The organism is Mycobacterium sp. MS1601 (assembly GCF_001984215.1).
Lineage (GTDB): Bacteria > Actinomycetota > Actinomycetes > Mycobacteriales > Mycobacteriaceae > Mycobacterium.
On the sequence record NZ_CP019420.1, the window covers coordinates 416,024 to 438,780 of the forward strand.

Genomic DNA, 22,757 nt, shown 5'->3' on the forward strand with positions numbered 1-22,757 from the left:
GGTGTCACATCGTGAAGCCCGGTCTCGTTCCTCTCAGAACTCGTGCGCGCGTGAACGCTACGCCGTGATCGAAATGACGAGTACTGATCTCGGACCGAGACCGAAAGGCTGCACTTCCCTATATGACTGTCATCCCCAAAACCTTCGCCGACCTGGGCGTTCGCGAAGAAATCGTTCGTGCGCTCGCTGAGCAGGGCAAATCCCATCCGTTCGCCATCCAGGAGCTGACGCTCCCGATGGCCATGGCCGGCGACGACCTGATCGGCCAGGCCCGCACCGGCATGGGCAAGACCCTGGCCTTCGGCGTCCCGCTGCTGCACAAGATCACCAGCGACGCCGGCCGCCCCCTGACCGGCGCTCCCCGAGCACTGGTTGTCGTCCCCACCCGCGAGCTGTGTATCCAGGTTTTCGGTGACCTCGCCGGCGCCGCCAAGCATCTGCAGGTGGGTGACCGCGCGCTGTCGGTGGTCTCCATCTACGGCGGTCGCCCCTACGAGGCCCAGATCGAGTCACTGCGCAACGGCGCCGACGTCGTGGTGGGCACCCCCGGGCGACTCCTCGACCTGGCCCAGCAGGGTCACCTGCAGCTCGGCGGACTGTCGGTGCTGGTACTCGACGAAGCCGACGAGATGCTGGACCTGGGCTTCCTGCCCGATATCGAACGCATTCTGCGGCTGACCCCGGACAGCAGGCAGGCCATGCTGTTCTCGGCGACCATGCCGGACCCGATCATCACACTGGCCCGCACCTTCATGAACCAGCCGACGCACATCCGGGCAGAATCCGCTGCGTCATCAGCCACTCACGACAGCACCGAGCAGTTCGTCTACCGGGCGCACGCGCTCGACAAAGTCGAGATGGTGGCCCGCATTCTGCAGGCCGAGGGCCGCGGCGCCACGATGATCTTCACCCGCACCAAGCGCACCGCGCAGAAGGTGTCCGACGAGCTCGCCGAACGCGGATTCAAGGTCGGCGCCGTACACGGCGACCTGGGTCAGATCGCACGTGAAAAGGCACTCAAGAGCTTTCGCACCGGCGCCATCGACGTGCTGGTGGCCACCGACGTGGCGGCCCGCGGTATCGACATCGACGACATCACCCACGTGATCAACTACCAGATCCCCGATGACGAGCAGGCCTACGTGCACCGCATCGGCCGCACGGGTCGCGCGGGTAAAACCGGTATCGCCGTCACCCTCGTCGACTGGGACGAGCTGCCACGCTGGACCATGATCGACAAGGCGCTCGGCCTGGACACACCGGATCCGTCCGAGACCTACTCCAGCTCCCCGCACCTCTACGACGAGCTGCACATCCCGACCTCCGCCACCGGCACCGTCGGCACCCCGCAGAAGGTGTCGTCGAAGCGACCGGAACGCAAGCCCCGCGCCTCCGAGGGCGCCGAGGACAGTGGCGCCGACACACCGCGCACCCGGACCCGCAGCCGTCGCCGCACCCGCGGAGGACAGACCGCGACCGGTCACGTCGAGCAGGTGAGTGACGACAGCAACGCCGGACCCGACTCCGGACAAACGACCGAGGCAGACGCGCCGGCCAAGCGCCGTCGCCGCCGTCGTCCCCGCAAGTCCTCGGGCACCACCGAGGCTCCGGTCACCGACGCTCCAGTCAGTGCCGGCTGACCACATCGTCCGCCGTGGTCAGACCTGAGCGCCGGACCAGGGGCGATGTCATCGCCGCTCTGGCCATCGCCGTAGTGGTGGCATTGACTGCGGGCGTCATCTGGTGGACCAGCGATGCCCGCGCCACCCTCAGCCGTCCCGCCGACAGCGTGTCCAGCGCGCCGCCGGCCGCCGAGGCGGTTCCCACCGGACTACGGGAGTTGTGGTCGGCACCCAGCCCGTACACGACTGTCCCGGTGATCGCCGCGGGCACCGTGATGACCGGTGACGGCTCCACCATGGACGGCCGCGACCCGGTGACGGGAGCCGTTCGCTGGAGCTACACCCGCAGCGACCGTGAACTGTGTGGAGTCACCTGGGTGTACAACTACGCCGTGGCGGTCTATCCGGACGACAGGGGTTGCGGGCAGGTCAGCACGGTCGATGCGGCCACCGGAAAACGCGGGCCCGCGCGGTCCGGTGTCGCCAGCCCCCATGTCGATCTGTCCGCCGATGGGACCACGGTGCTCTCGGTCGGCGGGTCCCGCTTCGAACTGTGGCGCTCGGACATGGTGCGGGTGATCGGCTTCGGCGAGGTGGACGCCCGCGTCAAGCCCGTCCACGTCGGTACCGGTGACGGCTGCGCGCTGCTGTCGGCGGCCGCAGACGACGACGCGGTGTCCGTGCTGCGGTTCTGCCCCGGCGAAACCGACGTCAAACTGTCGCTGGTGCGCGCCTCCGACGAAGACGACGAACCCGAGGTCCGCGACGTCCCCGAACCGGGCGTCCTGGCCGACTCCGGAGCCCAGGTGCTGGCGGTGTCCGGCACCACCACCGCCGTCTACCTGCCGGTGCCCGAACCCCGCGTCTCCGTCGTCGACGACACCGGCAACGAGATCGGCGACTACCCGCTGCCCGAACCGGCCTCAGCAGCCTTCCCGGAAGGAACGGTGTCCAAGACCGGCGACCTGATCACCTGGTGGACCGGCGATGCCGTGATGGTGTTCTCCAGCACCAACATCGAGTACCGCTACACCATCAGGCGCTCGGAATCGGAGGTGCCCTTGGGACCCGGAGTGATGATGGCGGAGAAACTGCTGGTGCCCGTCACCGGCGGGATCGGGGTCTACGACCCGGAGACCGGCGCCCCCGAGCGCGTCATTCCTGTCGAGCGTCCACCAGCCGATACCGCAGTGGTGCCCGCCGTCGTCGGCGACATCCTGCTGGAACAGCGCGGCCGCACGCTGGTGGCGCTGGGCCAGTAAGGCCCCATACTCATGACAGCCCTTGTCCTGGCGCTGCTCGGCCTCGCCGTGCTGGATTCGCTCAACGTGCTCAACATCGGCGTCGTCTCGGCGATCGTCTACGACAGCCGGCTCAACCGCCGCTCCCCCGTCCCCGGCGGCCTGAGCTACATCTTCGGGGTCTTCACCGTGTTGACGGCGTTCGGCATCGCCACTGTGTTGGGCCTGAGCTTCCTGACCGACATGCTGGACATCGAACTCACCCCGACCCTGCGTTATCGCGGCGAACTGCTTGTCGGTCTGGTGCTGATCGGCCTGGCCTTCTTCCCGCTGGTGGCCCAGACGTCGGCCCCTGGCTGGGCGATGGGCGCCATGGGGACGATGCGCCGACGTCCGTGGCTGCTCGCCTTTGTCGGGTTCGCCGTCGGGCTGGGGCAGGCTCCAACCGCGGTGCCGTATCTGACCGGTCTGGCGATGATCGCCGCTCTGGACCCGCGGCCTGAGCTGTGGCCGTTGCTGATCGTCGGCTACTGCCTGGTGACCGCACTGCCGTCGACGTCGGTGCTGGCGCTGTCGACGATGCGCAACCAGCGGGCCCAACGGGCACAACGCTGGGTGGTACGCAACGTCACCCGTTACGGACCGATCGGCGTGCGGGTGTTGTTCCTGGTGGCCGGCGTCGCGTTGGTGGCCGACGCCGCCATCCACCACTCCGCACTCTGGTGAGAGTCAGAGCCTTCTAGATCTCCGGGGTGAACGTCGGCAGCTTCCGTCCCGACTTCCAGTACCTCAGCAGGCTGTCGGCGAGCTCACGGTAGGCCACGGCTCCCTTGTTCTTGCGGCCAGCGATCACCGAGGCACCGGAGGCACTCGCCTCGGCGAACCGGACGGTCCGCGGGATCGGCGGGGCCAGCACCGGCAAGTCGTAGCGGTCGGCGACGTCGAGCAGCACGTCGCGGCTGTGGGTGGTGCGCGAGTCGTACAGCGTGGGCAACGCGCCCAGCAGTGTCAGGTCGGAGTTGGTGATCTGCTGGACGTCGGACACCGTGCGCAGGAACTGCCCCACACCGCGATGCGCGAGCGTCTCACACTGCAGCGGCACCATCACCTCGCCGGCGGCGGTGAGTCCGTTGAGGGTCAGCACACCCAGTGACGGCGGGCAGTCGATGATCACCACGTCAAAGTCGTCGGCGACCTTGGCCAGGGCGCGTTTGAGTGCGTACTCGCGGCCGGCGCGCATCAACAGCATCGCCTCGGCGCCGGCCAGGTCGATGTTGGCGGGCAGCAGCGTCATGCCTTCTTCGGTCTGCACCAGGGCGGCGCCGGGCTCGATATCGCCGAGCAGCACCTCGTGCACCGAGACGGCCAGCTTGTCCGGGTCCTGCCCCAGCGAGAAGGTCAGGCAGCCCTGCGGGTCCAGGTCGACCAGCAGCACCCGCTTCCCACTCTCGACGATCGCCGCCCCCAGCGATGCCACCGTCGTGGTCTTGGCCACCCCGCCCTTTTGGTTGGCCACAGCCAACACGTGTGTCCCCACGGGCTCCATCCTGGCATGTGAGACGGCCCACGTCCCGGGTGACGGCCCCGAGTGGGGCAGAATTGATGAACGTGAGCGTGGGCATGCATCGGTTGGTACTGCTTCGGCACGGCGAAACCGAATGGTCGAAGTCCGGACAGCACACCAGCACCACCGACCTGGAGCTCACCGAGAACGGTCGCGAACAGGCCGAGCTGGCAGCGTTGGCACTGGACCATCTGGGGTTGGCCAACCCGATCGTGTTCTCCAGTCCGCGGCGGCGGGCGTTGGACACCGCAGCGTTGGCGGGGCTGACAGTCGACGAGGTGACTCCGCTGCTGTCGGAGTGGGATTACGGCGACTACGAGGGCATCACCACACATGACATCCGCAAGAACGTACCGGGCTGGCTGCTGTGGACCTACGGCTGCCCGGGCGGCGAGAGCGTCGACCAGGTGAGCATGCGCGCCGATCAGGCGGTGAACCTGGCGCTCGAGAACCTGGCCGACCGCGACGTGGTGTTCGTCGGGCACGGACACTTCTCCCGGTCGGTGGTGACCCGGTGGGTGGAGCAGCCGCTGCGCGAGGGAGCCCGCTACGGCTTCGGGCCCGCCTCGGTGGCGGTGTGCGGCTTCGACTACGGCCTGCGTCAACTGAAGTCGCTGGGGCTGACCGCCCACCGTGAACCGGTCACGTCGTGAGCCGCGACTTCAGCGACCCTTCCTTCGTATTGTCCGGTCCCACCGGCACAGTGCTCGCCTGCGGAGTGCACACCGGATTCTCCGACGTGGCCGCCGCCGACGCCGCACTACGGTCCGGCGAGGTGCCAATTGTGCTGGGCGCGTTACCTTTCGACATCACCGGCCCCGCCGCCCTGCACTCTCCCGACGATGTGGTGTTCACTGAGGCGCTGCCCGAGTGGGCAACACACGATGCAGGTGCGGTGCGAGTACAGGAGACCGTCCCTGACGCAGCGGCGCACCGCGCTCGGGTGGCCGACGCGGTGGCGCGGCTGCGCAATCCCAACTCGACGTTGCACAAAGTGGTGCTGGCGCGTGCCATCCGGATGAGCTCCGAGTCCGGGTGGGATCCGCGGACGGTGCTCACCCGACTGCGGGCCGCCGACCCGGCGGCCTACGCCTACCTGGCCGACCTGACACCGGCAGGCGGACAGTACGCCGGCACCGCTCTGGTGGGCGCCAGCCCCGAGCTGCTGGTGGCACGCTTCGGAGATCAGGTGCGCTGCAGGCCTTTTGCGGGTTCGGCGGCGCGCTCTGCCGATCCTGCGGTTGATCGCGCCAACGGTGCGGCGCTGGCGGAGTCCGGCAAGAACCGCTTCGAACACCGACTGGTGGTAGACGCCATCCGCGACGCCTTGGCCCCGCTGTGCACCAGCCTGGACGTCGACGCAGAGCCGCAACTGCACCACACCGACGCCCTGTGGCATCTGAGCACCAGAGTCACCGGCACGTTGAGCGAAAAGTCCATCACAGCATTGGACCTGGCGCTGGCACTGCATCCGACGCCGGCGGTCGGCGGGCACCCCACCGCCGAGGCGACGGCCACCATCGCCGAGATCGAAGGTCAGCGGGGCTTCTACGCGGGAGCGACGGGCTGGTGTGACGCCGACGGCAACGGACGGTGGGTGGTGTCGATCCGGTGCGCGCAACTGTCGGCAGATCGCCGCACCGCGGTGGCGCACTCCGGTGGCGGAATCGTCGCCGACTCCGACCCCGACGACGAACTCGACGAAACCACAACCAAATTCCACACCATCATGACGGGATTGGGAGCAGAACATGAGTGAAGTGATCCGCCGGGCCGTACCGGGTGACGAGACCGAGATCGTGGCGATGATCCACGAACTGGCCGAGTTCGAGAAAGCTGCGGAGGAATGCACGGTCACGGCAGACCAGTTGCGCACCGCGTTGTTCGCCGATCAGCCGACAGTGCACGCACACATCGTCGAGGTGGACGGTCAGGCCGCCGCCACCGCGCTGTGGTTCCTGAACTTCTCCACCTGGGACGGCGTGGCCGGCATCTATCTCGAAGACCTGTTCGTACGTCCGGCTTTTCGTCGCCGGGGGCTGGCGGTGACACTGCTGTCCGAACTTGCCCGTGAGTGCGTCCAACACGGTTACACCCGGCTGAGCTGGGCGGTGCTGAACTGGAATGCCAACGCCATCGCACTGTATGACGGCGTGGGCGGCAAACCCCAGGATGAGTGGACCACCTATCGGGTGTCCGGCCCGAAGCTGGTGGAACTGGCCTCGAAGTCCTGACTCTGGTCGCGATGCGGCGACGAAGGAGCCGCGAGAAGAACAGGGGGCCGACGTGTCAGCCGCGGGTTGCGTACCACTGCACCGCGGGCGGGCTGAACAACAGGCCCAGCACCACCAGGGCAAGTAGCGCCACCAGAACTCCGTACACCTCGTGATGCGAGGTGAACACGTACCACGCCACCGGCAACAGCAGCAGGTTGGTGGGAACCCCGATTCCGCGGCCCCAGCGGCGCCCGGTGATCAGCGCCCAGCCGCCGGCACCCACCCCCGCGCCGATCAGCAGGAACCACAGCGCCGTACCGAATCCGCTGACGATGTGCTGGTCGGCGCCACCGAGGCCGCGGATCAACAGCACGGCAGACATCACCAGCGCGGCGACGCCCTGCGCGGCCACCAGGAATCCGGCGTAGCGCAGTACCGCTGGCTGCGTCGCACTCACAGCCTGTCCGCCAGGAACCGCACGGCCATCTCATACCCCAGCGGCCCTGCTCCCGCCACCACCATCTCCGCCACCGGCGAGATGTAGGAATGGTGCCGGAACTCCTCTCGCTTGTGGATGTTGCTCAGGTGTACCTCGACCGCCGGGAGTTCGACGCCGGTCAGCGCGTCGGCGATGGCCACCGACGTGTGGGTGTAGGCACCGGGGTTGATGATGATGCCAACACAGTCGGCTCGGGCGGCGTGGATGGCATCGATCAGATCGCCCTCATGATTGCTCTGCACCGCGCGCACCGTGAACCCGTGCTGACCGGCCAGGTCGGTGACCGCCTGTTCGATCTGCGCGAGAGTGGTCGATCCGTAGATCTCCGGCTGCCGGGTGCCCAGCAGGTTGAGGTTGGGCCCGTTCACGAGCAGCAGGCGGCGTTCTGTCACGAGGCAACCGTACCGAGCAGTGCTCTCAGACGCCTATAGGCTTGGGGCTCGTGCGCGCCGTGCTGATCGTGAACCCGAATGCGACCTCGACGACGCCTGCCGGCCGTGACCTGCTGGCACACGCGCTGGAGAGCCGAACCCGGCTGACGGTCGAACACACCAACCACCGCGGCCACGCCATCGAGATCGGCGAGCAGGCCGCCGCCGACGGTGTGGACGTGGTGATCGTGCATGGCGGCGACGGCACGGTGAACGAAGTGGTGAACGGGCTGCTGGGCAAGCCGGGTCCGCTTCCTTTGCATCCGGTTCCCGCGATCGGCGTGGTGCCAGGCGGGTCGGCCAACGTGTTCGCCCGGTCGCTGGGCATTCCGCAGGACCCGACCGACGCCACCAATCTGCTGGTGGACTTGCTCAGCGACTACCAGCGCACCCGTACCTGGCGCCGTATCGGCCTGATGGACTGCGGGGAGCGGTGGGGGGTGTTCACCGCCGGGATGGGCGTCGACGGCGAGGTGGTGGCAGCCGTGGAGGCGCGGCGCAGAAAGCACACCGGAGTCACGGCCATGCGCTACATCAGCGCCGCGGTGCCTGCCGTCCTCAGAAGCGCGCGTCGCGAACCTCAGCTGACGTTGCAGGTCGACGGGCAGGAGCCGGTCTCGGGCGTGCATTTCGTGTTCGTCTCGAATTCCAGCCCCTGGACCTATGCCAACAAACGCCCCGTCTGGACCAACCCCGACACCACCTTCGATACCGGCCTCGGGGTGTTTGCCACCACCAGCATGAGCGTGTGGCGCAATCTGGGGCTGGTGCGCCAGATGCTGGCAAAGCGCCCCAAACTCGCCGCCAAGCACCTGATCCGCGACGACGACGCGGCGTGGGTGCGGGTGATCAGCGACACTCCGGTGGCCAGTCAGGTCGACGGCGACTACATCGGCCTTCGTGACCAGATGACGTTCCGATCGGTTCCGGACGCGCTTGCAGTGGTGGCTCCGCAACTTTGATTGCGGGAAAAAACACGCCTCTAGCTGCAGCGAAAGCCGCTGTGACGTAAACGCTGCCTGAAATTGAGGGCACAGCTGGGTTGATCGTAGTACAAACGAGTGAGGGGTTGAGAAACAGGCCCTGCGAGTGACATTGCACACGTGTTAACTCGCGCTATTGACTTGTGTTGCCGATCTGGAACGATCAGATGCAACAGTGCAGAAACATTTGGTGTGCACGCGTTAACAGCCGACAAAACAAAACCGGGCGCGCATTGCTGCGCGCATTAGTAAGGAGTACGACCTATGGATTGGCGCCACAAGGCGGTCTGTCGCGACGAGGATCCGGAACTGTTTTTCCCGGTGGGAAACAGCGGCCCGGCCCTCGCGCAGATCGCCGACGCGAAGCTGGTGTGTAACCGGTGCCCGGTTACCACCGAGTGCCTGGCCTGGGCTTTGGAGTCCGGCCAGGACGCGGGCGTCTGGGGCGGCATGAGCGAAGACGAGCGCCGCGCGCTCAAGCGTCGCAACGCCCGGACGAAGGCTCGCAGCGGAGTCTGATCGACCCGGAAGAGGACGATGACGGCCCCGACAGAATTGTCGGGGCCGTTCTTTTTGGTGCGCCCTTTCGATACCCGAAGTCGCGTTTTATTGCGCCAATCTTGTGCGTCGCCCAATTGGCACCCGTAACACGACATCGGTGCCGCCACCGTCTGCGTCGTGCATTCCCAGAGAGCCGTCCAGTTCGGCTGACACCAGGGTCCGCACGATCTGCAGGCCCAACCGATCCGACTTCTCCAGGCTGAAGCCGTCGGGCAGCCCACGACCGTCATCGTGCACGGTCACATCCAGCCAACGCGCAGAGCGCTCAGCGCGGATGCTGACATGCCCCTGCTTGGCACCCGCGCCGGGAGTGAAGGCGTGTTCGATGGCGTTCTGCACCAGTTCGGTCACCACCATGATCAGCGCGGTCGCCCGGTCGGCGTCGAGCACGCCGAGCGCGCCCATCCGGCTGATCCTGATCGGGCTGTCCACGGCGGCCACGTCGTTCATGATCGGCAGGATCCGGTCGATCACTTCATCGAGATTCACCTGTTCGTCCACCGACATCGACAGCGCGTCGTGCACCAGTGCGATGGACGACACCCGCCGGACCGACTCGATGAGCGCCTCGCGCCCTTCGGCATTGTTGGTGCGACGAGCTTGTAGGCGCAGCAACGCCGCCACCGTCTGCAGGTTGTTCTTGACGCGGTGGTGAATCTCCCGGATGGTCGCGTCCTTGCTCAGCAGGGCGCGGTCACGTCGTTTGATCTCGGTGACGTCGCGGATCAGCAGGGCTGCACCCACCGGCGCGCCGTGCACCACCAGCGGCAGCGTACGCAGCAGCACCGCCGCGCCACCGGCGTCGACCTCCATACGCATGCTGGAACCGCCGGACAGCGAGACCTTGATGTGCTCGGCGAGTTCCTGCGCTTCGAAGGGATCCGAGATCAGCGGCCGGGTGACGGCCACCAAGTTGTGGCCCTCGAGTTCGGAGGTCAGGCCCATCCGGTGATAGGCCGACAGGGCGTTGGGGCTGGCGAAGACGACAGACCCCGAAACATCGAGGCGGACGAACCCGTCCCCCACCCGTGGACTGGACCGCGACATCGCGATATCGCCGACGTTGGGGAAGGTGCCTTCGGAGAGCATGTTCACCAGGTCCGCAGCACACGCCAGATACGCCATTTCCAGGGGCGAGGACTTGCGTAGGGCCGCCAACGCGGTCTGGTGGGTCAACACCGCGACGACGCTGCCCGCGTGCCGCACGGGGACGGCCTCGATGTTGAGGCCGGCGCCGGCTTCGCCGTCGGTGGGGTCTTCCCTGGCGATGGCCCCGGACCGGAACGCCGCGGTGACCAGCGGCAGATCGGCAGCCTCGGACATGGTGGAGACCGCATCGCTGAGCAATCCGGTGGGAGCGGTGTTGGGTCTGCACTGAGCTACACACACCAGCACACCGTCGTCGCGCCGCACCCACATCAGGTAGTCGGCGAACGAGAGATCGGCCAGCAACTGCCACTCCCCGACCACCGCGTGCAGGTGGTCGACGGCTTCGCCCGGCAGAACGGTGTGCTCGGCAAGAAGGTCACCGAGCGTCGACATGAGCCGCCTAGCTGATCACGGCAATGAGGTCGCCGGCCTGGATGACGTCACCCACCGACACACTGACCTTGCTCACGGTGCCCGCCACCTCGGCCAACACCGGAATCTCCATCTTCATCGACTCCAGGAGGACCACGGTGTCGCCTTCGCCGATCTGATCGCCCTCGTGCACCACGACCTCGAGCACACTGGCCACGATTTCGGCGCGAACATCCTCGGCCATCTTCACCCACCTCTACTGGAGCAACAGCACTGCTGAAGCTATCGAACCACAAGACCGGGTGGACAGAGCACCATCTGCCCCGTGAGACACTGGTAAGTGATGCCTCCCGGCTCCGGCCGGCGGGCCACCACCCTGATCAGTTCACGACATTGGAGGTACACCATGGCCAAGCGTGGCCGTAAGAAGCGCGACCGCAAGCACAGCAAGGCCAACCACGGACGTCGGCCCAACAGCTGAGCTAGCCCCTGATGATGGTGGTGCGGCTGATCTCCAGCCGTAACCGCTGTCGCAGGCTTTCAGGCGCTTTTTCGCCACTGCATCTGGTGGCGATGAGCGCCTTTATGCGTTCCTCCACCCCGTAGTGGCGCAGGCAGGCCGGGCACTCGTCCAGATGCTGCTGCAGCTTCTCGCGCGTGTCGACGGTGCACTCACCGTCGAGCAGAGTCCAGACCTCGGCGATCACCGCCGCGCATTCCGGATGCTCAGGATCCACCGGACCTACCGGCGGGCGCCAAGTGCGCTCGTCGTCGCTCATGAGGACACCTCCTCGGCTGCGTCGACCGAAGCACGGATGAATCCTCGGTCGCGTGCCACATCTGCCAACAGTTCGCGCAGCTGGCGCCTACCTCGGTGCAGCCGGGACATCACTGTCCCGATGGGCGTATCCATGATCTCGGCGATCTCCTTGTAGGGGAAACCCTCGACGTCGGCGTAGTAGACCGCCATCCGGAACTCTTCCGGAAGTGCCTGCAGGGCTTCTTTGATCTCGGTGTCGGGCAAGGCCTCCAGAGCCTCGACCTCGGCGGAGCGCAGCCCCGTCGACGAATGTTCGGCGTTGGACGCCAGCTGCCAGTCGGTGATCTCGTCCGTGGGGTACTCGGCCGGCTGGCGTTGTTTCTTGCGATAGCTGTTGATGTAGGTGTTGGTCAGAATCCGGTACAGCCATGCCTTGAGGTTGGTGCCCTCACGGAACGACCGGAATCCCGAGTACGCCTTGACCATGGTTTCCTGCAACAGGTCCTCGGCATCGGCCGGGTTGCGGGTCATGCGCAGGGCGCCGCCGTAGAGCTGGTCCAGCAGCGGGATCGCATCACGCTCGAAGCGCGCTGTCAGTTCGGCGTCAGTTTCGTCCGATCGGGCTACCGACGTCTTCTCGTCGGGCGCCAGACCAGTGCTGTCATCTATGTCGGTCATCTTGGTTGACACAGTCCCTTCCGTTGCGGAGGTCCAGATGATCGACGATGGCATGAGCAGTTGCACTGCCAGCGGTTCTGGCACCGCGCGTTCGAGGCACACCGTCGACACCAAGTTCCCCTCTCGCAATCCTAAGGCTGTGACCGACAAAGCCACGCTCGTGGGCATGACGTCTTGGTCAACAGTGGCCGCAGCCGTGCTATTTCCGGGCCGGACGCACGGTTACGCTGGCCCCGTGGCACGAGCGGCAACTCCGGCGATCGCGGCGCTGGTGGCCGCATCGGTCCCCCACGAGGTGTTCGGTTATCAACACGACCCCCGCAACCAGGCGTTCGGCGACGAGGCCGTCACCGAGCTGGCCTGCGCCAAGAACGTCGAACCGGAGCAGATCTTCAAGACGCTGGTGGTGCAGATCCCGTCGGGCCTGGCGGTGGCGGTGGTGCCGGTTCCGGCCAAACTGTCGCTCAAAGCGGTGGCGGCGGCGCTCGGTGCGCCCAAGGCCGCGATGGCCGACCCCGCTGCCGCTGCGCGTTCGTCGGGGTACGTGCTGGGCGGTATCTCACCGCTGGGCCAGCGCAAGGCCCTGCCGACGGTGATCGACGAAACGGCGCTGCTGTGGGACGTGGTGTGGTGCAGCGCCGGCAAACGCGGCCTGGAGATCGGCGTGGCCCCGGACGACCTCATCCGACTGACCGACGCCGTCATCGCCGACATCCAGGCTGTCTAGCTCGACTGACGGGCCTTGGCGCCGCCGTGGTGGGCGTGGCGCATCAGAGGGTGAGCGGGGATCACGCTGCGGTCAGCTTGGTGCCGCCTGCCGCATCGCCGCCAGCGCCTCCGCCTCCAATTCGGGTCCGCAGACGTCGACGGCCGCATTCGATCCGGCGATGACCTGAGCGCAACTGATATCGAAGCCGGGTCCGCCGGGCAGTATCGCCGCGAACGCCTGCGTGGACGCGGCGAACACGATGCGCTGCACCCCGGCCCACACACACGCCGCCGCGCACATCGGGCACGGCTCCCCGCTGGCATACATCACCGAACCCGCCAGCCGGTGCGCCGCGGCCAGCCGCAGCGCCACCAGTTCGGCATGGGCGGTGACGTCGCCGGTCGAGGCTACTTCGTTGCGTCCCTCGGCCAGCAGCATTCCGTCGGCGTCCACCAGCACCGCGCCGAACGGACGGTTGCCGAGCGCACCCGCCTCGACAGCGAGGGCGATGCTGCGTTGCAGAAAGTTCATGCGCCCAGGTCCACTCGGCTACCGATGCCGTGTTCCCTGGCGGCGTCGACGAGGGCTCTGGCGGTCACCAGATCCTGCAGACCGATCCCGACGGAGTTGAACAACGTCACGTCGTCGTCGCCGCGGCGACCGGTGGACGGGTCGAGGATGACGTCACCGAGTTCGGTTGTGACGTCGCCCTCGCGCAGGTGTCCCTCACTGATCGCCATCAGCACGTCACCGGACTTGGCGAGAGCGGTGGGCCTGCTGTCCACCACCAGCCGAACCGAACCCATTCCCGCACCGTCGATTTCACGGTGATCAGGCCGTGGCGGCGCGCCAACGGCGTTGACATGAAGGCCGGGACGAAACCACCCGCCTTCGACGATGGGGACCTTCGACGGTGTCAGCGTGCACACCACGTCCGCGGCGGCGATGACATTGCGCGGCGATTCCGCGCTCTCGACGGACAGGCCGAGGTCGACGATCCGGTGCCGGAACTCCTCGACCGTGGCCTGGCTGCGCGACCACACGAACACCTTCTCGATCGGCCGGACTCGGGCGATGGCGCGGGTGTGTTCCACCGCGAGCGTGCCTGCTCCGATCAAACCCAGTGCGGTACTGGACTTCCGGGAGAGGTGGGCGGTGGCCACGGCACTGGCCGCCGCTGTGCGCACCGCGGTGACGAGCCTGCCGTCCAGCAGCGCCTCGCACTCCCCGGTCTGCGCCGACATGAGCAGGATCGTCGAGCGCTGGGTGGGTAGTCCGGCAGCCCGATTGAAGGGCATGTCCGAGAGCATCTTCACGACGCTGGCGTGGTGGCGAGCAGCGGTGGCGACCATGGGCAGGACCGCCCCACCGCCGTCGAGCGGTAACAGAGCCGGCGCCGGATTCGCGGCGCTGCCCGAACTGAGGTCGGCGTGTGCACGTTCCACCGCATGGTAGACCGCCGCGCGGTTGATCAGGGCGGTGATATCGGAGTGGGACAACACGATGGTCATGAGATCAAGCCTTTCGGTGGTCACACGCGACCGACGTAGGGAACGGTGAGCCCGGACGGCGCTTTACGGCCGCCGGCGAACCCGCTGACAGCGACGACGGCGATGAGGTAGGGCAACATCACCAGCACCGCATAGGGGATCTGGATACCGACCGCGGGCAGAGCGAACTGCATGGCCCTCGCGACACCGAAGAAGACTGCAGCCCACAGTATTCCGATCACCTTCCACCGTCCGGCGATGACCGCGACGACAGCCAGGTATCCCATGCCCGCCGTCATGTTCTCACTGAAGGCCCGGACCTCTGAGAGTGCGAGTTGCGCGCCGGCCAGACCACCTGCGCCGGAGGCGATCAGCACCCCGATGACCCGGGTGCGGTTGACGGCCAAACCGGTCCAACCGGCTGAGGTGGCGTCCTCGCCCACCGCGTCGACCCGGATTCCGGCCATGGTGCGTGGCGAGAACACCACTGCCAGTGCGACGACGACGGCCAGGCACAGGTAGCCCAGCGGGGTCTGACCGAACACTGCCGGACCGATGATCGGGAGATCACTGAGGACAGGGATCCGCACGTCGGCGAATGCCGGGATGTTCTGGCCGCGGCCACCGCCGAGCAGGATCCGGGCTCCGAAAGTGGTGAGGCCCAAAGCCAGTGCGTTGGCGGCGATGCCGACGACGATCTGGTCGGCGCGCAGCCGGACCGAGAGCAATGCCTGGGCGATCCCGAAGATGAGCCCGGCCAGCACTCCGGCCACGGCGCCCGCGACGGCGGAGCCGGTGGTGACGGCGCCGAGCACGCCGGCGAACGCGCCGGTGAGCATCATGCCTTCCATGCTCAGGTTGAGCACACCGGCCCGCTCGCTGATCGACTCGCCCGAGGCGGCGACCAGCAATGGAATGGCGAAAGCAACTCCACTGGAGACGATTTCGGTGATCATGGGAATACTCATGCGGACACTTCCTCGCGGTGGGCTTTCTCGCGGTCGGCTTTGACGGCTTGCGCCGGGCGCGCCGTGGCGGACCACCATGCTGCGCCAGCAATCAGGATGATCAGCACGCTCTGGACCACGGTGACGGTGGAGGCGGGCACACCGGCCTGCAGTTGCAGGTTGATGCCGCCGGAGACCAGCAAGCCGAACAACAACGAGACAGCGGCCACCGCGGTCATGGAGCCGCGGGCGAGCAGCCCCACCACCAGGCCGGCGAAGCCGAATCCGGATGAGAATCCGTCGACGAGGATGAACGGCGCACTGGTGACCAGCAGACCACCGGCCAGGCCGGAGAATCCGCCGGCGGCACACAGTGCTGCACCCCCGGTGCGGTCGACGGCCACACCGAGGCGCGCCGAGGCTGTCGGTGACAGCCCGACCGCCCGCAACCGCAGACCGGTGGCACTGTTGCGCAACATGATTCCCACGACGGCCACGGCCAGCACCGCCAGCACGATGGCGATGGTCGCCGGATTCTTGTACAGCCCGAGCAACGGCAGGTGCGCCGAGGAGGCCAGCGGTTCGGATTGCGGCAGCGTCTCTGAGGACGTCACGGGTTGGCGCAGCAGCGAGGGCTCCTGAACCATCAGCACCACCAGGGCCAGTCCGACGAAGTTGAGCAGGAGGGTGGTGATGATCTCGCTGGTGCCGCGCTGCACCCGCAGCCACGCCGCGACGGCGGCCCACAGCGCCCCGGCGATCACGGCCGCACCGAGGGTGAGCATCAGCCCGATGGGTAGTGGCAGCGCCTCGGGCAGTGACACCCCGACTCCGGTGGCGGCGATACCGCCCAGGCACAGCTGGCCTTCCCCGCCGACGTTGACCAGGCCGGCCCGGTAGGCGATGGTGAACCCCGCGGCGACGAGCATCAACAGTGCGGCGTTGTTCAGCGAGGTGCCGATGGCGAACGGCGATCCGAGGGTGCCGTCGATGAGGGCTTCGACGACGGTGGCGGGACTTGCGCCGGCCACCGCGGCCAGAGCAAATCCGACACCCGCCGAGACAACCAGGGCGGCGGCGGCCACCACAAGCGGATGGCGCAGATGCACGGTCATTGCGACACTCCTGTCATGAGTGCACCAACTTCGCTTGCCGCGCTGGGAGAGTCGGTGCTGATGGAGCCGAGAAGGGTGCCGCGGTAGGCAACCACGATGCGGTCGCAGACGGCGATCAACTCGTCGATCTCACTCGAGGTGACCAGTACCGCCGCGCCGGCGTCGGCAGCATCGCGCAACCGGTCCAGAACAGCGGCGACGGCGCCTGCATCGAGTCCTCGGGTGGGCTGAGCGGCCACCACGACGCGAAGTCCGGGGGTGGACAGTTCGCGGGCCAGCACCACCTTCTGCTGATTGCCGCCGGACAGTGAGGCCATGGTGGCGTCCGGACCGGACGCGCGGACCGAGAACGTGGTGATGGCGGCAGCCGCGTCGGATCGCATGCGCCCGCGGTCCAGCAGGCCCCACCGGCGGTAGGTCCGCAGCCTCGGCAGGGCGATGTTCTCGGCGATGGTCATGGCCCCGACCATGCCTTCGGCGTGGCGGTCTTCGGGAATCACGGCCAGGCCCGCCGCGGTGCGCTGACCCGGCGTGGCGGTGGTGAGGTCACAGTCGCCGACGGCCACCGTGCCTGTGTCGGCGGGCAGCGCCCCGGAGAGCACCGAGGTGAGCTCGGATTGGCCGTTGCCTTCCACTCCGGCGATGCCGACGATCTCCCCCTGCCCCACGGTGAGCTCGACATTCTTCAGTGCGATGCTGCCGTCGTCCCGAGTCACGGTGAGACCGTTGACTTCGAGTCCGGCCACCTGCGTGGCGGGGCGGCGCCGCTGCGTGTGCACTGCCGGTGCGGCGTCGCCGAGCATGAGTTGTAACAGCGTCGGAAGTTCGACGTCGGACAGCCGGCCACCGCCTACCACGGTGCCCGCTCGCAGCACCGTGGCCTCGTCGGCGGCACGTGCCACCTCACCTAGCTTGTGCGTGATCAGCACCACGGACTTGCCGTCGGCGGTCAGTGCCGCGCAGGTGGCGATCAGTGCGTCGATCTCCTTGGGGTCCAGCACCGCGGTGGGTTCGTCGAGCAGGATCAACCGCGGATCCCGCAGCAGCGCTTTGACGATCTCGACTCGTTGCCGGGCACCCACGGTGAGGTCGCTGACCGTGGCGCCGGTATCGACGGCCAGACCGTAGCTGTCGGCGATCCGGTCCAGGTCACGGGTGAGTTGTTTTCGCGGCGGGCGGAATCCGTCGCGCCCCAACAGCAGATTGTCGGCCACGGTCATGGTCGAAATCAGCGAGAAGTGCTGGTGCACCATCGCCACCCCGGCGTTGAGGGCGTCGGCGGGACTGCGCGGGCGGTAGTCGGCGCCGGCCAGCGTCATGGTGCCTGCGTCCGGGGAGACGGTTCCGTAGATGCTGTTGCACAACGTCGATTTGCCCGCTCCGTTCTCGCCGAGGATGCAGTGCACCGAGCGCGGTTTCACGCTCAGCGTCACCTCGTCGAGAGCGCGCACCGAACCGAAGGACTTGCGTACTCCGGCCATGGTGAGAAGTGCCGTCTCACTGGTGTTCTGTCTGGTGGTCATGGTGTGTGCGGTGATGCTCATCGGTATCGGCCCTGTCAGTACGGGGTGATTCAGTACGGGGTGATGGAGCCGGCGATGATCGCGGATTCGGCCTTGTCGACCGCAGCGGCGACAGCGGGATTGTCCGAGCAGACCACAAAATCGCTGCCGCCCTTGTCGGTGGTGACACCGAATGGAACCTGCTGCGCTGCCCAGGTTCCGTCGAGCACGGAAGACACGGCGTATTCGATCTCGGTACCGATGTCGGTTCGGACGTAACCGGCGTAGACACCGGCACATTCACCGGGGATCGGGCCGCCGATCATCCGGTTGCCGGATTCGGCGGCCGCCTGTTCCATGCCCTGCTTGCCGAGGTTGACGATCTGCCCCAGAACGTCGGCGCCGCTGGCGTAGGCGGTGCCCGCGGCCTGTTTGGCTTTGGCGGGGTCGTTGAAATCACCGACGTATTGCGGTGCCAGTACGGTGACATCCGGCCGCGTGAACTGGGCTCCATTGCCGAATGCCTTGGCCGCGTTGACGATCGCAGGTAGTTCCACGCCGCCGATGAATCCGACCGTGCCGGTCTGCGACAGCGCCGCTGCGGCGGCTCCGGACAGGAATTCGGCCTCGGCCTGCTGGGGGTCGTAGTAGGCCAGGTTGGGCATCGGTTCGGCGTCGGAGGGGCCGCCGATTTCGACGAACTTGACGTCGGGGAATTGTGGGGCGATCTTGCGGACGTCAGCGTCGGTCTGCCCGCCGACCGAGATCACGAGGTCGTTCTCCGAGGCGAAACGCTGCAACGCCTGCTGGTAGTCGGCGGCGGCCACCTGCTCGACATAGCTGAGGTCCACCTGGTCGCCGTACTTCTGCGCCAGGCGCTCGTATCCGAGGTAACCCGACTGCATGAAGCCGGTGTCGTTGACGGACCCCGGCAGGAACACCCCCACCGAGAGTGCGTCGTTGTCGGCGCCGGTGCCGGCGGAGCCGCAGGCGGTGATGCCGATGGCCAGCGCGGCGACTGTGACCAGGGTCGATGCGGTGCGCGGGACGGAAATCTTCATCTGAGTTCTCCCAGCTTCGTGGCTACCTCGTAGCGGTATACCGTTATGAGAAGCATTGGCCCGACCTATTTCCACACGGTTAACCGGCGGTAAGAATCGAGTTACTGGTATACCGTTAAGCCCCTCACCGTTATGCTGATGAGGCCCGATGAGAAAGGGAGGGACGACTGTGACGACCGCGGTCACCGAGGAAGCCCGGAAATCCCTGCGAGAACGCGCCTACGACGAACTGCGTGCACGCATCGTGGGGCTGGAATTGGCACCGGGCACCCGCCTGATCGAACGGGATCTCGCCGAAGAGCTGGCGGTGTCCCGGATTCCGTTGCGCGAGGCCATGCAGCGGCTACAACAGGACGGTCTGGTGGTCGTGGTGCCGCGCCAGGGCGCCATCGTCTCCCCCTTCACCGTCGACGATGTCCGCGACCTGTTCGACGTCCGCGAGAGCCTGGAGGTGCTGGCCGCCCGCCTGGCGGCCGAACGCGCCGATCAGGCCGGGCTCGATGCACTCGAAGCGCAACTGGACACCGCCCGCCACGCGACCAGGAACAAAGACCGGCCTGCCATCGCCGCGGCCAACGCCGGATTCCACACCATCATCATCGACCTGGCCGCCAATCCGCTGCTCGAGTCGATCCTGCGGCCACTGGGTGCCCGCACCCAGTGGTTGTTCCACCTCACCGGCGACCGCGACCCCGGCGTGCAGTGCCAGGAACACGAGGAACTGCTGGCCGCCATCGCGGCCCACGATCCAGACCGGGCCGCCGAATCCGCGTTCCACCATGTGCATTCAGGCCGCGACGCCAGCTTGGCCATGGCCGCCGAATGGTCCAGGCCGGACCTCGATCCCGTCGCGCTGACCAAGAGCAGGCGGCGCGGCCAGGGCTAGCCTCGGCTTCCCACGATCATTGGCGGCCAGGGCATCTGATGTCCCGGAAGCGAGACACCACAATCTCGGCCCGGCTTGTTAGCGTGGGAACCATGTCATCGACCCTCTGGTCAGCCGGCCGCTACGAAGCCGTGGCCCAGCAGATAGCTCCCATCGCCGAGCAGGTGGTGGCCACCCTCGATGCGAAGTCAGGTCTGGCCGGAAGCACCGTCGTGGACCTGGCATGCGGCACCGGCAGCGCCGCCATCGCCGCAGCCCGCAAGGGCGCGACAGTCACCGCACTCGACATCACTCCTGAGCTCGTTGCTCTGGGTGAGCAGAAGGCAGACGCCGTAGGGGTGAGCGTGGACTGGCGCACCGGCGACGCGTCAGACACTGGGCTACCGGCCGGGTCCTTCGATGCAGCGGTGTCGAACATGGGCATCATCTTCGTGGAGCCGGGCAGCCAGGTGGCCGAGCTGGCCCGTCTGCTGAAATCCGGTGGTGTACTGGCATTTTCCTCCTGGGTACGCGATAGCGTGAACCCGTTTTTCGACCCCATCGTGGCGACGCTGGGTGCTCCACCCGCGCGTGGGTACTCCCCGGACCAGTGGGGTGATCAGGCTGTCGCCGGGCAACGTCTGGCAGCCGACTTCGACGAGGTGAGCTTCCAGCTGGGCAAGCACCCCTGGCGGTTCGAATCACAAGCCGCGGCACTGGCATTCGTCACCGACGAGTCACCCATGCACGTCGACATCTTCAGCCGTCTCGACGCCGACAAGTCAGCCGCGTTGCGAACGGCGTTCAGTGACGCGCTGGAAACTCAGACCGGCGCCGACGGATCGGTTGCCTTCGACGCGTCCTACGTGGTGGTGACCGCCAGGCGACGGTGACTCACAGCAGCACACCCTGCTCGGGCTGCGGCTGCGCCGGCTCGATCAGTTCCGGGCCGTTGTTGCGGATGCTGTTCACCAAGGTGGAGACCTCGCGGATGGCGATCCGGTCCAGATCGCCGTGGCCACGCAGCAGGCCCTCGTCCACCGGGGCATCGGGATCGAGCCAGCGGTCCCAGTCGGCGGCACTGATGGTCAGCGGCATGCGGTCGTGGATCTCGGCGAGCGGACCCGCGGAGTCGGTGGTGATGATGGTGCAGCTGACCAGCGGCTCGCTGTCCTTCGGCGCGCCCGTGGGCCGCCAGGTGGACCACAGCCCTGCCATGAACAGCAACTCGCCGTCCTGGCCGTACATGTAGAACGGCGTCTTGGGCGCCTTCTTGCCTGAGGCCGCCTCACCGTTGGGCCGCCACTCATACCAGCCGTCCATCGGAATCAGACAGCGCTTGTTCTTGGCCGAATTCCGGAACGCCGGTGATTCGGTGATCTTTTCCGAGCGGGCGTTGATCAGCAACGGTCCCTTGTTGTCCGGGCTGCCGTCCTCGGCCGTCTTCACCCATGGTGGGACCAAGCCCCAGCGCATGGAGCGCACCCGCCGCGTCGACTGGTCTCCGGGCTCGGAGTGCCGCTTGACCACCGTGGTGATGGTCTGGGTAGGCGCGGTGTTGAAGTTCGGGCCCGCAGACTTGTCCGTGGCTTCGTCGAGCGCCTTGATCTTCTCGGCCAGCAGGGCGGGGTCGGTGGTGACTGCGAAACGTCCACACATGAACACCATGGTTGCAGAAACGACCGACAAGGCAGTATGGACGCCGTGACGACATGGACGGCCCCCTGCACTCCGACGCCCGTGCACGCCACCGTCGCGATCCCGGGCTCGAAATCACTGACCAACCGCACCCTGATCCTGGCGGCGGTGGCCGCCGCGCAGGGTGCTGGCAGCTCAACCATCAGCGGCGCACTGCGCAGCCGCGACACCGACCTGATGATCGGCGCACTGCGCACCCTGGGCCTGACCGTCGAGGGGGACGGTGCCGAGTTGACCGTCAGCGGCGGCCTGTCCCCCGCCGACGGCGCCACCGTCGACTGCGGCCTGGCGGGCACCGTGCTGCGATTCGTGCCGCCACTGGCCGCCCTGAGCACCTCCGCCGTGGTGTTCGACGGTGACGAGTACGCCCGCAAACGCCCCATTGCGCCCCTGCTTGGCGCGCTGCGCACACTGGGCGTGGACGTCGACGCCGACGGCATGCCCTTCCGGGTGACCGGAGCGGGTGCGGTCAAGGGCGGCACCGTCGACATCGACGCGTCGGCCTCCTCGCAGTTCGTCTCGGGACTGCTGCTCTCGGGTGCCGCGTTCGACGAGGGCCTGACGGTGGTGCACACCGGCGACTCGCTGCCGTCGATGCCACACATCGCCATGACGACGACCATGCTGCGCCAAGCCGGCGTCGAGGTCGACGATTCGAGGCCGAACCGCTGGCACATCCCGCCGGGACAGGTGGCAGCGCGGCACTGGGACGTCGAACCCGACTTGTCGAATGCGGTGCCGTTCCTGGCTGCCGCTGTGGTCTCCGGCGGCATCGTGCGCATCGCCGGCTGGCCCACCCCCAGCCTGCAGCCCGCCGACACCATCCTGCGGTTGCTGGGGATGCTGAACTCCACCGCCAGCCACGCCGACAACCACCTGGAGATCTCCGGGTCGGCCCATTACGACGGCTTCGACGTCGATCTGCGTGACGTCGGCGAGCTGACGCCGGCAGTGGCAGTGCTGGCCGCCCTTGCCACCCCGGGTTCGGTGTCACGGTTGCGGGGTGTGGCACATCTGCGCGGGCACGAAACCGACCGACTGGCCGCGCTCACCGCGGAGCTCAACGGCCTGGGTGGTGACTGCCGGGAGACCGACGACGGTCTCGAGATCACCGCCACCGTGATGCACGGCGGCACCTGGCATTCCTACGCCGATCACCGGATGGCGACGGCGGGTGCACTCGTCGGCCTGCGGGTACCTGGCGTCGAGGTCGACGACATCGAGACCACCTCGAAGACGCTGCCGGACTTCCCGGCGATGTGGGCCGACATGTTGGCCGGCCAGGACTTCTGAC

At 67.2% G+C, this 22,757-nt stretch carries 27 protein-coding genes; 13 read left to right on the top strand and 14 right to left on the bottom strand.

All coding sequences use genetic code 11. The features are described 5' to 3' along the window. The first annotated feature begins 122 nt into the window (after positions 1 to 122). The 3 genes from BVC93_RS01955 to BVC93_RS01965 are packed head-to-tail and all read left to right on the top strand — an operon-like array spanning position 123 to position 3,589. Positions 123 to 1,640: a DEAD/DEAH box helicase gene (locus tag BVC93_RS01955; protein ID WP_083735701.1), complete on the top strand. Its 1,518-nt coding sequence runs from the start codon at positions 123 to 125 to the stop codon at positions 1,638 to 1,640. A 14-nt stretch (positions 1,641 to 1,654) separates the two neighbouring features. Continuing rightward, positions 1,655 to 2,884 carry an Rv3212 family protein gene (locus tag BVC93_RS01960; RefSeq protein ID WP_083735702.1) on the top strand — a complete coding sequence of 410 codons (1,230 nt, stop codon included), beginning with the start codon at positions 1,655 to 1,657 and terminating at the stop codon, positions 2,882 to 2,884. 12 nt (positions 2,885 to 2,896) lie between these two features. After that, positions 2,897 to 3,589 (top strand): GAP family protein, encoded by a 693-nt coding sequence (locus BVC93_RS01965; protein ID WP_083735703.1) that lies wholly within the window; start codon positions 2,897 to 2,899, stop codon positions 3,587 to 3,589. Between the two features lie 13 nt (positions 3,590 to 3,602). Here BVC93_RS01965 and BVC93_RS01970 read toward each other — a convergent pair whose 3' ends face one another. Beyond that, complete coding sequence (locus BVC93_RS01970) at positions 3,603 to 4,400, bottom strand: ParA family protein (protein WP_236950208.1); 798 nt, start codon at positions 4,398 to 4,400, stop codon at positions 3,603 to 3,605. A 71-nt stretch (positions 4,401 to 4,471) separates the two neighbouring features. Between BVC93_RS01970 and BVC93_RS01975 the strand changes: the two genes are divergently transcribed. The 3 genes from BVC93_RS01975 to BVC93_RS01985 are packed head-to-tail and all read left to right on the top strand — an operon-like array spanning position 4,472 to position 6,661. Continuing rightward, a complete protein-coding gene (locus BVC93_RS01975; RefSeq protein ID WP_083735705.1) occupies positions 4,472 to 5,080 on the top strand; it encodes an acid phosphatase in 609 nt (202 codons plus the stop codon). Continuing rightward, positions 5,077 to 6,186: an isochorismate synthase gene (locus BVC93_RS01980; protein WP_083735706.1), complete on the top strand. Its 1,110-nt coding sequence runs from the start codon at positions 5,077 to 5,079 to the stop codon at positions 6,184 to 6,186. The genes BVC93_RS01975 and BVC93_RS01980 overlap by 4 nt, the downstream gene beginning before the upstream one ends. Next, positions 6,179 to 6,661, top strand: a complete 483-nt coding sequence (locus BVC93_RS01985; RefSeq protein WP_083735707.1) for a GNAT family N-acetyltransferase — start codon at positions 6,179 to 6,181, stop codon at positions 6,659 to 6,661. Before BVC93_RS01980 ends, BVC93_RS01985 begins: the two co-directional genes overlap by 8 nt. A 55-nt stretch (positions 6,662 to 6,716) precedes the next feature. Here the strand turns inward: BVC93_RS01985 and BVC93_RS01990 are convergent, their stop codons facing one another. Further along, positions 6,717 to 7,100: a hypothetical protein gene (locus BVC93_RS01990; protein ID WP_083735708.1), complete on the bottom strand. Its 384-nt coding sequence runs from the start codon at positions 7,098 to 7,100 to the stop codon at positions 6,717 to 6,719. After that, positions 7,097 to 7,534: a type II 3-dehydroquinate dehydratase gene (gene aroQ, locus BVC93_RS01995; protein WP_083735709.1), complete on the bottom strand. Its 438-nt coding sequence runs from the start codon at positions 7,532 to 7,534 to the stop codon at positions 7,097 to 7,099. Before aroQ ends, BVC93_RS01990 begins: the two co-directional genes overlap by 4 nt. 50 nt (positions 7,535 to 7,584) lie before the next feature. On the opposite strand from aroQ, the gene BVC93_RS02000 reads away from it, so the two are divergent. Beyond that, complete coding sequence (locus BVC93_RS02000) at positions 7,585 to 8,535, top strand: diacylglycerol/lipid kinase family protein (protein ID WP_083735710.1); 951 nt, start codon at positions 7,585 to 7,587, stop codon at positions 8,533 to 8,535. 285 nt (positions 8,536 to 8,820) lie between these two features. Further along, the gene (gene whiB1, locus BVC93_RS02005; RefSeq protein WP_068915926.1) at positions 8,821 to 9,075 is read left to right on the top strand and encodes a transcriptional regulator WhiB1; all 255 of its coding nucleotides are present in this window, start codon (positions 8,821 to 8,823) and stop codon (positions 9,073 to 9,075) included. Positions 9,076 to 9,162: 87 nt separating this feature from the next. On the opposite strand, the gene BVC93_RS02010 is transcribed toward whiB1, so the two are convergent. Next, on the bottom strand, positions 9,163 to 10,659 hold the full coding sequence (locus BVC93_RS02010) for a sensor histidine kinase (protein ID WP_083735711.1): 1,497 nt from the start codon (positions 10,657 to 10,659) through the stop codon (positions 9,163 to 9,165). Positions 10,660 to 10,666: 7 nt separating this feature from the next. Next, complete coding sequence (locus BVC93_RS02015; RefSeq protein ID WP_083740725.1) at positions 10,667 to 10,882, bottom strand: biotin/lipoyl-binding carrier protein; 216 nt, start codon at positions 10,880 to 10,882, stop codon at positions 10,667 to 10,669. Positions 10,883 to 11,044: 162 nt separating this feature from the next. Here BVC93_RS02015 and BVC93_RS34680 point away from each other — a divergent pair, with 162 nt between their 5' ends. Beyond that, on the top strand, positions 11,045 to 11,119 hold the full coding sequence (locus BVC93_RS34680; protein WP_099252079.1) for a 50S ribosomal protein bL37: 75 nt from the start codon (positions 11,045 to 11,047) through the stop codon (positions 11,117 to 11,119). 1 nt (position 11,120) lies between these two features. Here BVC93_RS34680 and rsrA read toward each other — a convergent pair whose 3' ends face one another. Beyond that, a complete protein-coding gene (rsrA, locus tag BVC93_RS02020) occupies positions 11,121 to 11,417 on the bottom strand; it encodes a mycothiol system anti-sigma-R factor (protein WP_083735712.1) in 297 nt (98 codons plus the stop codon). Continuing rightward, positions 11,414 to 12,076, bottom strand: coding sequence for a sigma-70 family RNA polymerase sigma factor (locus tag BVC93_RS02025; protein ID WP_192860161.1), 663 nt, complete (start codon positions 12,074 to 12,076; stop codon positions 11,414 to 11,416). The genes rsrA and BVC93_RS02025 overlap by 4 nt, the downstream gene beginning before the upstream one ends. 235 nt (positions 12,077 to 12,311) lie before the next feature. Here BVC93_RS02025 and BVC93_RS02030 point away from each other — a divergent pair, with 235 nt between their 5' ends. Further along, positions 12,312 to 12,803, top strand: coding sequence for an aminoacyl-tRNA deacylase (locus tag BVC93_RS02030; RefSeq protein ID WP_236950209.1), 492 nt, complete (start codon positions 12,312 to 12,314; stop codon positions 12,801 to 12,803). Between the two features lie 72 nt (positions 12,804 to 12,875). Here the strand turns inward: BVC93_RS02030 and BVC93_RS02035 are convergent, their stop codons facing one another. The 6 genes from BVC93_RS02035 to BVC93_RS02060 are packed head-to-tail and all read right to left on the bottom strand — an operon-like array spanning position 12,876 to position 18,900. Next, positions 12,876 to 13,316, bottom strand: a complete 441-nt coding sequence (locus BVC93_RS02035) for a nucleoside deaminase (protein WP_083735713.1) — start codon at positions 13,314 to 13,316, stop codon at positions 12,876 to 12,878. Continuing rightward, positions 13,313 to 14,296 (bottom strand): ornithine cyclodeaminase family protein, encoded by a 984-nt coding sequence (locus tag BVC93_RS02040; protein WP_083740728.1) that lies wholly within the window; start codon positions 14,294 to 14,296, stop codon positions 13,313 to 13,315. The genes BVC93_RS02035 and BVC93_RS02040 overlap by 4 nt, the downstream gene beginning before the upstream one ends. Before the next feature lie 20 nt (positions 14,297 to 14,316). Continuing rightward, positions 14,317 to 15,243 carry an ABC transporter permease gene (locus tag BVC93_RS02045; protein WP_083735714.1) on the bottom strand — a complete coding sequence of 309 codons (927 nt, stop codon included), beginning with the start codon at positions 15,241 to 15,243 and terminating at the stop codon, positions 14,317 to 14,319. Next, entirely contained in the window at positions 15,240 to 16,337 is a 1,098-nt protein-coding gene (locus tag BVC93_RS02050) for an ABC transporter permease (protein WP_083735715.1), read from the bottom strand. The genes BVC93_RS02045 and BVC93_RS02050 overlap by 4 nt, the downstream gene beginning before the upstream one ends. After that, the gene (locus BVC93_RS02055) at positions 16,334 to 17,881 is read right to left on the bottom strand and encodes an ABC transporter ATP-binding protein (protein ID WP_236950210.1); all 1,548 of its coding nucleotides are present in this window, start codon (positions 17,879 to 17,881) and stop codon (positions 16,334 to 16,336) included. Before BVC93_RS02055 ends, BVC93_RS02050 begins: the two co-directional genes overlap by 4 nt. 29 nt (positions 17,882 to 17,910) lie before the next feature. Next, positions 17,911 to 18,900 (bottom strand): BMP family protein, encoded by a 990-nt coding sequence (locus BVC93_RS02060; protein WP_083735716.1) that lies wholly within the window; start codon positions 18,898 to 18,900, stop codon positions 17,911 to 17,913. A gap of 169 nt (positions 18,901 to 19,069) precedes the next feature. Here BVC93_RS02060 and BVC93_RS02065 point away from each other — a divergent pair, with 169 nt between their 5' ends. Continuing rightward, positions 19,070 to 19,786, top strand: coding sequence for a GntR family transcriptional regulator (locus tag BVC93_RS02065; RefSeq protein ID WP_236950211.1), 717 nt, complete (start codon positions 19,070 to 19,072; stop codon positions 19,784 to 19,786). Positions 19,787 to 19,878: 92 nt separating this feature from the next. Beyond that, positions 19,879 to 20,658: a class I SAM-dependent methyltransferase gene (locus BVC93_RS02070; RefSeq protein ID WP_083735718.1), complete on the top strand. Its 780-nt coding sequence runs from the start codon at positions 19,879 to 19,881 to the stop codon at positions 20,656 to 20,658. A 1-nt stretch (position 20,659) separates the two neighbouring features. Here BVC93_RS02070 and BVC93_RS02075 read toward each other — a convergent pair whose 3' ends face one another. Then, the gene (locus tag BVC93_RS02075; RefSeq protein ID WP_192860162.1) at positions 20,660 to 21,424 is read right to left on the bottom strand and encodes an SOS response-associated peptidase; all 765 of its coding nucleotides are present in this window, start codon (positions 21,422 to 21,424) and stop codon (positions 20,660 to 20,662) included. Positions 21,425 to 21,460: 36 nt separating this feature from the next. On the opposite strand from BVC93_RS02075, the gene aroA reads away from it, so the two are divergent. Beyond that, positions 21,461 to 22,756: a 3-phosphoshikimate 1-carboxyvinyltransferase gene (aroA, locus tag BVC93_RS02080; RefSeq protein WP_083735720.1), complete on the top strand. Its 1,296-nt coding sequence runs from the start codon at positions 21,461 to 21,463 to the stop codon at positions 22,754 to 22,756. Position 22,757: the final 1 nt, after the last annotated feature.

Bases quoted from the DNA above. Each gene is read 5' to 3' on its own strand.
- BVC93_RS02050 (WP_083735715.1), bottom strand. From the start codon at position 16,337: ATGACCGTGCATCTGCGCCATCCGCTTGTGGTGGCCGCCGCCGCCCTG.
- BVC93_RS02035 (WP_083735713.1), bottom strand. From the start codon at position 13,316: ATGAACTTTCTGCAACGCAGCATCGCCCTCGCTGTCGAGGCGGGTGCG.
- BVC93_RS02070 (WP_083735718.1), top strand. From the start codon at position 19,879: ATGTCATCGACCCTCTGGTCAGCCGGCCGCTACGAAGCCGTGGCCCAG.
- BVC93_RS02075 (WP_192860162.1), bottom strand. From the start codon at position 21,424: ATGTGTGGACGTTTCGCAGTCACCACCGACCCCGCCCTGCTGGCCGAG.
- BVC93_RS01965 (WP_083735703.1), top strand. From the start codon at position 2,897: ATGACAGCCCTTGTCCTGGCGCTGCTCGGCCTCGCCGTGCTGGATTCG.
- BVC93_RS02040 (WP_083740728.1), bottom strand. From the start codon at position 14,296: ATGACCATCGTGTTGTCCCACTCCGATATCACCGCCCTGATCAACCGC.
- rsrA (WP_083735712.1), bottom strand. From the start codon at position 11,417: ATGAGCGACGACGAGCGCACTTGGCGCCCGCCGGTAGGTCCGGTGGAT.
- BVC93_RS02015 (WP_083740725.1), bottom strand. From the start codon at position 10,882: ATGGCCGAGGATGTTCGCGCCGAAATCGTGGCCAGTGTGCTCGAGGTC.
- BVC93_RS01985 (WP_083735707.1), top strand. From the start codon at position 6,179: ATGAGTGAAGTGATCCGCCGGGCCGTACCGGGTGACGAGACCGAGATC.
- BVC93_RS01955 (WP_083735701.1), top strand. From the start codon at position 123: ATGACTGTCATCCCCAAAACCTTCGCCGACCTGGGCGTTCGCGAAGAA.
- BVC93_RS02060 (WP_083735716.1), bottom strand. From the start codon at position 18,900: ATGAAGATTTCCGTCCCGCGCACCGCATCGACCCTGGTCACAGTCGCC.
- BVC93_RS02025 (WP_192860161.1), bottom strand. From the start codon at position 12,076: ATGACCGACATAGATGACAGCACTGGTCTGGCGCCCGACGAGAAGACG.
- whiB1 (WP_068915926.1), top strand. From the start codon at position 8,821: ATGGATTGGCGCCACAAGGCGGTCTGTCGCGACGAGGATCCGGAACTG.
- BVC93_RS02055 (WP_236950210.1), bottom strand. From the start codon at position 17,881: ATGAGCATCACCGCACACACCATGACCACCAGACAGAACACCAGTGAG.
- BVC93_RS02045 (WP_083735714.1), bottom strand. From the start codon at position 15,243: ATGAGTATTCCCATGATCACCGAAATCGTCTCCAGTGGAGTTGCTTTC.
- aroA (WP_083735720.1), top strand. From the start codon at position 21,461: ATGGACGCCGTGACGACATGGACGGCCCCCTGCACTCCGACGCCCGTG.
- BVC93_RS02010 (WP_083735711.1), bottom strand. From the start codon at position 10,659: ATGTCGACGCTCGGTGACCTTCTTGCCGAGCACACCGTTCTGCCGGGC.